The organism is Roseovarius halophilus (ex Wu et al. 2025), assembly GCF_047086965.1.
Map to the genome: position 1 here is coordinate 1 of NZ_JBKOTX010000204.1, position 9,434 is coordinate 9,434.

General features: G+C 68.5%; 11 protein-coding genes and 1 pseudogene. 4 read left to right on the forward strand and 8 right to left on the reverse strand.

The genetic code is table 11. The features are described from left to right. From ACH107_RS26645 to ACH107_RS26655, 3 genes are all read right to left on the reverse strand, one after another. Positions 1 to 418 (reverse strand): ATP-binding cassette domain-containing protein (locus tag ACH107_RS26645; protein WP_412508671.1); only part of this gene is annotated, 418 nt, incomplete at its 3' end. Next, on the reverse strand, positions 411 to 1,118 hold the full coding sequence (locus ACH107_RS26650) for an ABC transporter permease (RefSeq protein ID WP_412508673.1): 708 nt from the start codon (positions 1,116 to 1,118) through the stop codon (positions 411 to 413). The genes ACH107_RS26645 and ACH107_RS26650, both read right to left, overlap by 8 nt. 191 nt (positions 1,119 to 1,309) lie before the next feature. Next, on the reverse strand, positions 1,310 to 2,182 hold the full coding sequence (locus ACH107_RS26655; protein ID WP_412508675.1) for an SDR family oxidoreductase: 873 nt from the start codon (positions 2,180 to 2,182) through the stop codon (positions 1,310 to 1,312). Positions 2,183 to 2,300: 118 nt separating this feature from the next. On the opposite strand from ACH107_RS26655, the gene ACH107_RS26660 reads away from it, so the two are divergent. After that, on the forward strand, positions 2,301 to 2,789 hold the full coding sequence (locus ACH107_RS26660; RefSeq protein ID WP_412508677.1) for a transglycosylase SLT domain-containing protein: 489 nt from the start codon (positions 2,301 to 2,303) through the stop codon (positions 2,787 to 2,789). A gap of 61 nt (positions 2,790 to 2,850) precedes the next feature. Here ACH107_RS26660 and ACH107_RS26665 read toward each other — a convergent pair whose 3' ends face one another. From ACH107_RS26665 to ACH107_RS26675, 3 genes are read right to left on the reverse strand one after another with little or no spacing between them, the layout of a single operon-like run. Further along, complete coding sequence (locus tag ACH107_RS26665; protein WP_412508678.1) at positions 2,851 to 3,966, reverse strand: TauD/TfdA family dioxygenase; 1,116 nt, start codon at positions 3,964 to 3,966, stop codon at positions 2,851 to 2,853. Positions 3,967 to 4,006: 40 nt separating this feature from the next. Beyond that, positions 4,007 to 4,762 (reverse strand): class II aldolase and adducin N-terminal domain-containing protein, encoded by a 756-nt coding sequence (locus ACH107_RS26670; RefSeq protein WP_412508680.1) that lies wholly within the window; start codon positions 4,760 to 4,762, stop codon positions 4,007 to 4,009. Further along, a complete protein-coding gene (locus tag ACH107_RS26675) occupies positions 4,759 to 5,205 on the reverse strand; it encodes a glyoxalase (protein WP_412508682.1) in 447 nt (148 codons plus the stop codon). The genes ACH107_RS26670 and ACH107_RS26675 overlap by 4 nt, the downstream gene beginning before the upstream one ends. A 103-nt stretch (positions 5,206 to 5,308) precedes the next feature. Here ACH107_RS26675 and ACH107_RS26680 point away from each other — a divergent pair, with 103 nt between their 5' ends. From ACH107_RS26680 to ACH107_RS26690, 3 genes are all read left to right on the forward strand, one after another. Then, positions 5,309 to 6,793, forward strand: coding sequence for an AMP nucleosidase (locus ACH107_RS26680; protein WP_412508683.1), 1,485 nt, complete (start codon positions 5,309 to 5,311; stop codon positions 6,791 to 6,793). Positions 6,794 to 6,933: 140 nt separating this feature from the next. Beyond that, positions 6,934 to 7,221: an HU family DNA-binding protein gene (locus ACH107_RS26685; RefSeq protein ID WP_412508685.1), complete on the forward strand. Its 288-nt coding sequence runs from the start codon at positions 6,934 to 6,936 to the stop codon at positions 7,219 to 7,221. A 71-nt stretch (positions 7,222 to 7,292) separates the two neighbouring features. Then, entirely contained in the window at positions 7,293 to 8,165 is an 873-nt protein-coding gene (locus ACH107_RS26690; protein WP_412508686.1) for a DMT family transporter, read from the forward strand. A gap of 9 nt (positions 8,166 to 8,174) precedes the next feature. Here the strand turns inward: ACH107_RS26690 and ACH107_RS26695 are convergent, their stop codons facing one another. Beyond that, positions 8,175 to 8,864, reverse strand: coding sequence for an ABC transporter ATP-binding protein (locus tag ACH107_RS26695; protein WP_412508688.1), 690 nt, complete (start codon positions 8,862 to 8,864; stop codon positions 8,175 to 8,177). 196 nt (positions 8,865 to 9,060) lie between these two features. After that, a pseudogene (locus ACH107_RS26700) lies at positions 9,061 to 9,434 on the reverse strand (ABC transporter ATP-binding protein); the annotation flags it as partial.

Here is a 9,434-nt window from a genome sequence, read left to right on the forward strand (position 1 = left end):
GCCGCGCCTTGTCGGCCAGCCCCACGTGATCGAGAAGGGCGTCACGCGGCGCGCGGCTGAGGCCCCGCGCCCTGAAGGCGAAATCGAGGTTCGCCGCGACCGAGCGCCGCAGCAGCACGGGCTTCTGGAAGACCAGCGCCTGCCGCCGGGTGGCGGCGGCGGGGGGCGTGCCGTTCCAGTCGATGCTGCCGGCATCCGGCGGGATCAGCCCGTGGACGAGGCGCAGTATCAGGCTCTTGCCCGCGCCGTTTGCGCCCATGATCATGGTGCAGCCCGTCGGCCCGAGGTCGAGGTCGAGCCCGTCGAGCACGGGCGCATCGCCGAATCCCAGCGAGAGCCCGCGCAGCCGCAACGGCAAAAGCGGCGGCGCCGTGCGGGCCGGCGCGGCGCCGGCGAGGGTGAGGCCGGCGTCAGGCATAGGCCTGCCTCGCGGCGGTCATGCGCAGGCTCTGGACCGCGGCGTTGACGCCAAGCGCGATGACCATCAGCACGAGCCCGAGCGCCAGCGCGAGCGCGAGGTCGCCCTTGGACGTTTCAAGCGCGATCGCGGTGGTCATGACCCTTGTCAGGTGGTCGATGTTGCCGCCGACGATGATCACGGCGCCCACCTCGGCCACTGCGCGCCCGAACCCGGCCAGCGCGACCGTCAGCAGGGCATAGCGCGCGTCCACCAGCAGCGCCTGCACCTTCTGCCGGCGCGACAGGCAGAGCGAGCGGAACTGCTCGGCATACTCGGTATGCAGATCCTCCAGCACTTGCCGGGACAGGGCGGCGACGATGGGCGCGATCAGGATGGTCTGCGCGATGATCATGGCCGTCGGGGTATAGAGCAGCCCGAGAAAGCCCAGCGGCCCGGCACGCGACAGGTGCAGGTAGACCAGCAGCCCCACCACCACCGGCGGCAGGCCCATCAGCGCGTTCATCAGCACCAGCACCGCGCCGCGGCCGCGAAAGCGGCTGATGGCCACCAGCGCGCCCAGCGGCAGGCCGATCACGCAGGCGATCACCGTGGCGCTGAGGCTGACCCGCAGGGACAGGGCCACGATTTCCAGCAGGTCCGCATCGCCCGTCATGACCAGCGACAGGGCCAGCGCCAGAGCATCACCAAAATCGTGCATAATTTACAGTAGTCCCCGATTATGCTGCCATATGCAGCTTAATCGGGAAATCGGGGCGCGATCAACAGCATAATCCGGGCGAAATACGACGGTTTGTGACGGTTCCGGCGACATGCGTGGGCCTGATGCCCGGGAGCACCGTGATTTTCTTTGCGCACGACTGCATGATTTACGGGAATATGCGGGCGGGCCTAGCCGGCGGCAGGGTCCGTCCCGGTGTCGGCCAGCAACTGGCGCAGGCCGGTGCGGTAGTCGGGATAGGCCAGGCGCACGCCGAGGTCGCGCTTGATGCGCGTGTTGTCCACCCGTTTCGATTCGGCATAGAAGCTGCGGGCCATCGGGCTCATCTCCGCGTCGTCGAAGGCCACCTCGGGGGGCAACGGCAGGCCGAGCAGCTGTGCGGCGTAGCCGATCACGTCCTGCGGCGGCGCCGGGTCGTCATCGCAGACATTGTAGGCCGTGCCCGGGTCGGGCCGGGAGATGGACGCGTCGAGCACCTGCGCGATGTCGTCCACGTGGATGCGGCTGAACACCTGCCCGGGCTTGACGATGCGGCGGGCCGTGCCCTTGCGCACCTTCTCGAACGGGCCGCGGCCGGGGCCGTAGATGCCGGCGAGGCGGAAGACATGCAGCGGCAGCTTCGCGATTGCCTGCCATTCGGCCTCGGCCTGCACGCGCAGGCGGCCGCGTTTGGTGCTGGGGGTGAGCGGGGCGGTTTCATCCACCCATGCCCCCTGATGATCGCCGTAGACACCCGTGGTTGACAAGTAGCCCGCCCAGTCGAGCCGGGGGGCGAGCGCCGCGATATCGGCCCGGTGGCGCGCAAGCACCGGGTCGCCGTCCTCGTCCGGGCCGGCGGACACCAGAAGATGCGTGGCGGTGGCGAACGCGTCGGACAGGTCGCCGTCGGGCCACAGAACGGGGATGATGCCCTCGGCCCGCAGGGTGTCGGCCTTTTCCGCGCTGCGTGTCGTGCCGTAGATCGTCCAGCCGCGCGGCAACAGGCGCCGGGCCAGCGCGCGGGCCGAATAGCCGTGTCCGAAGGAAAGGAGTGTCTTGGTCATGCCCCGATACATGGCGCGCGGAGGCCGGATTGGCAACCGCCCGCCGGTCCCGGCGCGTGGGGCTGGTATCCTGGCGGTTTCGGTGTCAGACTGCGCGCGGACATCCCCCGGAGCCGCCATGACCAGAGTCCCGCGCCGTACAGTCCTTGCCCTGATGGGGGCCGCCGCGCTGAGCGGCTGCGGCGGGCGCCGCGAACGTGCCGTTTCGACCCGCGGGGCGGGCGGGGAGCCGCCGCTTTATCCCAACGAGACGCCGGCGTTGCGGCGGCTGATCAACACCTATGCCGATCGGTACCGCGTGCCGCGCGCGCTGGTGCACCGGCTGGCGGTCCGCGAGAGCACGCACCGTCCGTCGGCGCGCAACGGGCCGTATCACGGGCTCTTGCAGATACACCCCACCACGGCGCGCACGATGGGCTTCCGCGGCCCGCCCGCGCGCCTGCTGGATGCCGAGACCAACCTGAAATATGCCGTCAAGTACCTGCGCGGCGCCTACATGGTGGCGGGCGGCGACCCGGACGACGCGATCGGGTGGTACGCGCGGGGGTATTACTACGAGGCCAAGCGGCAGGGGCTGCTGGTGGAAACGGGGCTGCGGCCGGGCTGAGCCCCGCCCGCCCCGGGATGAGCCCCGCCCGCCCTGTGCCCGTTTTCGCCGCGCGGCCCGGCTACGCGGCGTCGCGCCCGGCAACCACGCGGTAGGTGCTCCACGTGGCGCCGCGGTCGGTGTAGCAGCCGCGCAGGTGACGCTCCCCGCTTTCGGCCGAGAACGCCTCGCGGCCATGAACGATGCGGTGATTGTCGAACACGATGCATTCGCCCGCATTCAGCCGGAACCGGCACACGAACCTGTCATCCTGCATCATCCGGATGAACTTGCAGAACGCGGGGTAATAGGCATCGAGCACGTCCTGCGGCAGGTCCATGTCCTCCTGCAGGTGCTGCGAGATCGTCACGCCCGAGACATTGCCGCGCGCGTCAAGCTCGATCACCCGCTGGCGGGCGCGGTAATCCCAGCCGTCGTGGCGGTAGAAGAACGGGATCGAATGCGTGGCCAGCAGGTCGAAGGCTTCCCTGTCCTCGTCCCGCAGCGCCTCGGCCACGGCCGCGCCGTCCAGAAACAGGCTGCGCCCGCCCTCGACGGTATTCGCACGGCAATGCAGGAACTGCACGCCGGGGGCCATTTCCTCGCCCGGCAGGTCGGTGTGCATCTCCAGCGGGCCTGCGGTGAAGGCCAGGTTCGTCGGCTCGATTTCCAGCCGGACCTCGAAATACTCGCCCTCGGCGGTCGGCGTGACCGGGCCGAGGCGATTGACCAGCCGGGTCAGGCTGTCATCACTGTTTTCCATGTCGGTGACCAGCGCGATCCCTTCCTCGATCAGCGCGCGCGCCAGACGGGCGCGGCCCGCCTCGGAGCCTTCGATCTCGGGCTGGGGAATGCGCCGGAAGGCCGCGTCGTGGCCCGCATACCACAGTTTCCGCGGCAGGTCCGCGGGGTCGGGCTTGCCCCCGTTGGCGGCGAATGTTTCCAGCCGGGACAGCGGCAGGCGTGTCACGTGATCCTCGTCCGCCCAGTCGATTTCGAGCGTGTCGCCCGAAAGGCGCGCGTCCGTCGCGGCCGGTGGCGCCGGCAGCGCCGTCACGTCGAACACCCTTTCGCGCGTCTGCGGGTCGATCGTGCTGGGGCAGGCATCGCGCAGCCAGTGGTAGTTGAAATAGGCCGTGCCGAAGGACAGGGGCACGTAAAGCCCCTTGTCCGCAAGCCGGACCTCGGGATGCGACATGTGTCATCTCCTTGTTGTCGAAGTTTTCCTTGGTGGTGGATCAGGCGGCGTAGTCGGAACCTTCGGCGTCGAGTATGGCCATCAGCTCCGCCATGTGCCGGTCGCCCTGTTCGGGGTAGTCCTCCAGCTCGCGCGCGGTCTTCTCGGCGACCTCGTCGGACAGGACGCGCAGCGGCCGGCCTGTCTGAAGCGCGCGGATATAGGTCTCGGCCGCGCGTTCGAAGTAATAGAGCCGGTTGAAGGTGTCGGCGACGGTGTCGCCGATGACCATGACGCCGTGATTGCCCATGATCATCACCTTCTGTTTCGGGTCCGAGAACAGCCCCGCACAGCGTTCGCCCTCGTCCTCGAAGGCCAGCCCGCCGTAGCCGTCGTCGATGACGTAGCGGTTGAAGAAGGTGGCGCAGTTCTGGTCGATCGGCGGCAGCGTGCTGTCGGCCAGCGTGGCCAGCACGGTCGCGTGGATCGAATGCACGTGCATGGCGCAGCGCGCATGGGGACAGTGGCGGTGCAGCCCGCCATGCAGGCCCCACGCGGTGGGATCGGGCGCGCCGGGCCGGTTCAGCGTGTCCGGGTCGCCGGCATCGACCTCGATCAGGTCACTGGCCTTGATGCGGGCGAAATGCATCTGGTTGGGGTTCATCAGGAAGCGCGTGCCGTCGTCATTGATCGACAGGCTGAAATGGTTGGCCACGGCCTCGTGCATGTTCAGCCGGGCCGTCCAGCGGAAGGCGGCGGCAAGCGCGACGCGTTCCTGCCAGTGGTCCATGTTGGGATGCAGGTCGGTGACGGTCATTCGTCGGGTCCTTTCTGGTGTTGCTGCAAGGGGCGCGACGCGACCCAGGCATATCCGTTGTCGCACAGGATGAAGGTTTCGCGCAGGCCGTGCGGCTTGTCGGTCGGTGGCTGCAGGACATGCGCGCCGCGCGCGGCGGCGCGCCGCGCGGCGGTGTCCGGATCGGTGTGAAACAGCCGGAACTCGGCCCCCGCGCCGCGCGGCGGTGTTTCGGGCAGCAGCCCCAGCAGCGGGTTCGCACCATAGGTATGATCCCCGTGAAGCTGAAGCACGTGGCCGTGATAGACGAGGATCGCGAAATCGCGGCTGACGCGGTGGCCCTGCATTTCGAACACCCCGGCAAGGAAATCCACCTGCGCGGGAACGTCCCGCACGAGGATGTTCAGCCCGAACCCCGACTGGGCGGCGCCGAACGCCGCTGGCGTGACGGTTTCGTAGTCCATCGGCGATCCCCTGGCGGGTGGAGTCGGTACGCCGTCAAGGTTGCTAGCGCGCCCGGCCCGTGTCAACGTGATAAGGCGAATTTGCCAGTGCCGGGAACGATCCATGCAACCGACCGATGCGCGCGACGCGATCGTCACGCCAAGCCTGCCCGCCCCCGAGGAGTTCGACGACCCGCGCGCCGCGGTGGACAGGCTGGAGGAGATATACGAGACCGGCGTGCGGTTCCTGTGCGATGCCTTCGCGCGGGCCCTGCATGACGGGGCGCCGGCGGGGCGTTTGCGGGCCTTCTACCCCGAGATCCGCATCACCACGGCGACCTATGCGCAGGTGGACAGCCGGCTGAGCTTCGGCCACATATCCGAACCCGGCACGCATGCGACGACGATCACCCGGCCGCGGCTGTTCCGCAACTATCTTGAACAGCAGCTCGGGCTCCTGATGGCCAATCACGGCGTGCCGGTGCGCATCGCCGCGTCAAGCAGCCCGATCCCCGTGCATTTCGCCGTCGCGAACGAGCCGTTCATGACCGTACCGCAGGAAGGCGCGGCGGAATTCACCCTGCGCGACCATTTCGATGTGCCGGACCTCGCCACCACCAATGACGACATCGTCAACGGCACCCATGAGCCCGGCCCCGACGGCGCCGCGCCGCTGGCGCCCTTCACCGCGCAGCGAGTCGATTACTCCCTCGCGCGGCTGTCCCATTACACCGCGACCGATGCCGAGCATTTCCAGAACCATGTCCTGTTCACCAACTACCAGTTCTACGTGACCGAGTTCGAGGCCGTCGCGCGCCGGATGCTGGCCGACCCGGACAGCGGCTACACGGCCTTCGTGGGCACCGATAATGCCTGCATCACCACGGCGGACGGGGTGATGGAGCTGCCGGCGAAGCTGCCCCAGATGCCGACCTACCACCTCAAGAAGCCCGGCGGGGCGGGGATCACGCTGGTCAATATCGGGGTGGGGCCGTCGAACGCCAAGACGGCGACGGATCACATCGCGGTTCTGCGGCCCCATGCGTGGATCATGGTGGGCCACTGCGCGGGGCTGCGCAATTCGCAGGCGCTTGGCGATTTCGTGCTGGCCCATGCCTATCTGCGCGAGGACGCTGTGCTGGATGCCGACATCCCGGCCTGGGTGCCGATCCCGGCGCTGGCGGAAATCCAGATCGCGCTGGAGCAGGCCGTGGCGGCCGAAACCCGCCTCGAAGGGTATGACCTCAAGCGGGTCATGCGCACCGGCACGGTGGCGAGTTTCGACAACCGGAACTGGGAATTGCGCGAACATGCCGGCCCGGTGAAGCGCCTGTCGCAATCGCGCGCCATCGCGCTGGACATGGAAAGCGCCACCATCGCCGCCAACGGCTTCCGCTTCCGCGTGCCGTATGGCACGCTGCTGTGCGTCAGCGACAAGCCGCTGCACGGCGAACTGAAGCTGCCGGGCATGGCCAGCGACTTCTACAAGACGCAGGTGGCGCGGCACCTGATGATCGGGATTCGCGCGATGGAGACGCTGGCGGGCATGCCGCTGGAGCGGATCCACAGCCGGAAATTGCGGAGTTTCGAGGAAACCGCCTTTCTTTGAGGCAGTGCCTGTCGGGGAAAACAGGCACGAAACACGCGAAAAACGCCCCTTTTCGCCCTCCATTTGTTGTGTTTGATCACAACATGGCGTTAGATTGCCGCCACGAGGCCCAAGACCGGGCAGTTGAAGGAGACCAGAAAATGGCAAAACCCATGACAAAGACTCAGCTCGTCGCGGCCCTGGCCGAGGAAATGGGCAGTGACAAGAAAACCGCCAGCGGCGCCATCGACGCCATGGTGAACGTGATCACCCGCGAAGTGTCCGGCGGCGGCGCCGTGACCCTGCCCGGTGTCGGCAAGATCTACTGCCGCGAACGGCCCGAGCGCATGGTGCGCAACCCCGCCACCGGCGAGCAGATCAAGAAGGACGCCGACAAGGTGGTCAAGATGACCATCGCCAAGGCACTGAAGGACAGCGTCAACGGCTGACGTTGCAATCCCCGCGCGTTTCGGAAAGGGTCGCCCGGCGGGGCGGCCCTTTTCGGTTCGGGAGACACGGCATGGATATTCGCGCGATCGGTATGGGGCTGGCCTTTGCCGTGATGTGGTCGAGCGCCTTCACCTCGGCACGGATCATCGTCGCCGCGGCCCCGCCGCTGACGGCGCTGGGCGTGCGGTTCATGATCTCGGGGCTGCTCGGCGTGCTCATCGCGCGCGCGCTCGGGCAGAGCTGGCGTCTGACACGGGCGCAATGGCGCGCGACGATCGTCTTCGGCATTTGCCAGAACGCGCTCTATCTGGGGCTGAATTTCGTGGCGATGCGCACGGTCGAGGCGTCGCTGGCGGCGATCATCGCCTCGACGATGCCGTTGTTGGTGGGGCTTTCCGGCTGGCTGCTGTTCCGCGACCGGATCGGGACGCTCGGGGTGGCGGGGCTGCTGGCCGGGCTTGCCGGCGTCGTCATCATCATGGGCGCGCGGCTGGAGGCCGGCGTGGACATGTACGGCCTCGGGCTGTGCGTGGTGGGCGTGATCGCGCTGACCTTCGCCACGCTGGCGGTCCGCGGCGCGACGTCGGGCGGCAATTTCCTGATGGTGGTGGGTCTGCAGATGATCGTGGGCAGCCTCGTGCTGGTGCCGGCGGCGCTGAGCCTCGAAACGCTCGAGATCGCGTGGAGCTGGCAGCTGGGGGCGGCTTTCGCCTATACCACGCTGGTGCCGGGGCTGGCGGCGACGCTTGTCTGGTTCCGGCTGGTCAACAGGATCGGCGCCGTCAAGGCGGCCACCTTCCATTTCCTCAACCCGTTCCTCGGCGTGGCGATCGCGGCGGCGATCCTCGGCGAGCACCTCGGGCTGCGCGAGATCCTCGGCGTGGCGGTGATCGCCGCCGGGATCCTCGCCGTGCAACTGTCCAAGCAGCGCCGGCGCGCGTGACGGAGGCGATCACACGCCGATATGGCGCTGCGCGATGTCATCGGTAAGGTCGTCGAAGCCACCGGTCCACACCGTCTCGCCGCGCTGCAGGATCACGGCACGGTCGGCGACCCGTGACAGCTCGGCAAGGGACTTGTCCACCAGCAGGATGGCAAGGCCGGTTTCCCGCTTCAGCCGGGCGATGGCGCGCCAGATTTCCTGCCGGACGATCGGGGCGAGCCCCTCCGTCGCCTCGTCGAGAATGAGCAGGCGGGGATTGGTCATCAGCGCCCGCGCTATGGCCAGCATCTGCTGTTCGCCGCCCGACAGCGTGGCCGCGCCCTGGTCGCGCCGCTCGGCCAGCCGGGGGAAAAGGTCCGTCACGCGCCTGAAATCCCACCGGCCCGGCCGCGCGGCGGCATGCAGGTTCTCATGGACCGTCAGGTTGGGAAAACAGCGCCGCCCCTCGGGCACCAGCCCGATCCCCAGCCGCGCGGCGCGATGCGTCGGCAACCGGGACAGGTCATGCCCGTCAAGGCAAAGCTCCCCGCCGCGCAGCGGCAGCAGGCGGCAGATGGTCTTGACCGTGGTCGACTTGCCCATCCCGTTGCGCCCCATCAGCGCCACGACCTCGCCCTCGGCCACGTCGAGCGTCACGCCGAAGAGCGCCTGCGTGGGGCCGTAGAAGGCGGTCACGTCCCGCAGCGACAGCAGCGTCATGGCGCGGCCTTCGCTTGCCCGCGGCCGCCGCGGTCGGGGGCGCTGCCCCCGTCGCCTGCGGCGACTCCCCCGGGGTATTTCGGCCAAGAAGAAGACCATGGCGCGCCCGGTTTCTTCTCGGGCAAAATACCCCCGCCGGAGGCATCCGGAAATCGCCGCGACCGAGGCGGCCGGGCACGGTGTGGGCGGGGCGGGGTCATGCGTCCTCTCCGAGGTAGGCGGCGCGCACCTCGCGGTTGGCACGGATCTCGGCCACGCTGCCGGTGGCGATGACGCGGCCGTAGACCAGCACGCTCAGCCTGTCGGCCAGCGCGAAGACGGCGTCCATGTCGTGTTCCACCAGCAGGATCGGCGCTTCGTCGCGCAGGCCGTCGAGGAAGCCGGTCATGCGGCGCGATCCCTCGGCCCCCATGCCGGCCATCGGTTCATCCATGACGAAGGCGCGCGGGCGCATGGTGAGCGCCACTGCGACTTCGAGCTGGCGGCGCTGGCCATGACAAGGATCGCGCCCATGGGCAGCAACAGGAACAGCGCCGCCGCTATCAGAACCGCCGCATCCCTGCCCAGCGA

What these genes read in the sequence shown, in the direction of transcription:
- ACH107_RS26675 (WP_412508682.1), bottom strand. Translation starts at nt 5,205, where the DNA reads ATGGACTACGAAACCGTCACGCCAGCGGCGTTCGGCGCCGCCCAGTCG.
- ACH107_RS26685 (WP_412508685.1), top strand. Translation starts at nt 6,934, where the DNA reads ATGGCAAAACCCATGACAAAGACTCAGCTCGTCGCGGCCCTGGCCGAG.
- ACH107_RS26690 (WP_412508686.1), top strand. Translation starts at nt 7,293, where the DNA reads ATGGATATTCGCGCGATCGGTATGGGGCTGGCCTTTGCCGTGATGTGG.
- ACH107_RS26660 (WP_412508677.1), top strand. Translation starts at nt 2,301, where the DNA reads ATGACCAGAGTCCCGCGCCGTACAGTCCTTGCCCTGATGGGGGCCGCC.
- ACH107_RS26665 (WP_412508678.1), bottom strand. Translation starts at nt 3,966, where the DNA reads ATGTCGCATCCCGAGGTCCGGCTTGCGGACAAGGGGCTTTACGTGCCC.
- ACH107_RS26670 (WP_412508680.1), bottom strand. Translation starts at nt 4,762, where the DNA reads ATGACCGTCACCGACCTGCATCCCAACATGGACCACTGGCAGGAACGC.
- ACH107_RS26655 (WP_412508675.1), bottom strand. Translation starts at nt 2,182, where the DNA reads ATGACCAAGACACTCCTTTCCTTCGGACACGGCTATTCGGCCCGCGCG.
- ACH107_RS26680 (WP_412508683.1), top strand. Translation starts at nt 5,309, where the DNA reads ATGCAACCGACCGATGCGCGCGACGCGATCGTCACGCCAAGCCTGCCC.
- ACH107_RS26650 (WP_412508673.1), bottom strand. Translation starts at nt 1,118, where the DNA reads ATGCACGATTTTGGTGATGCTCTGGCGCTGGCCCTGTCGCTGGTCATG.
- ACH107_RS26695 (WP_412508688.1), bottom strand. Translation starts at nt 8,864, where the DNA reads ATGACGCTGCTGTCGCTGCGGGACGTGACCGCCTTCTACGGCCCCACG.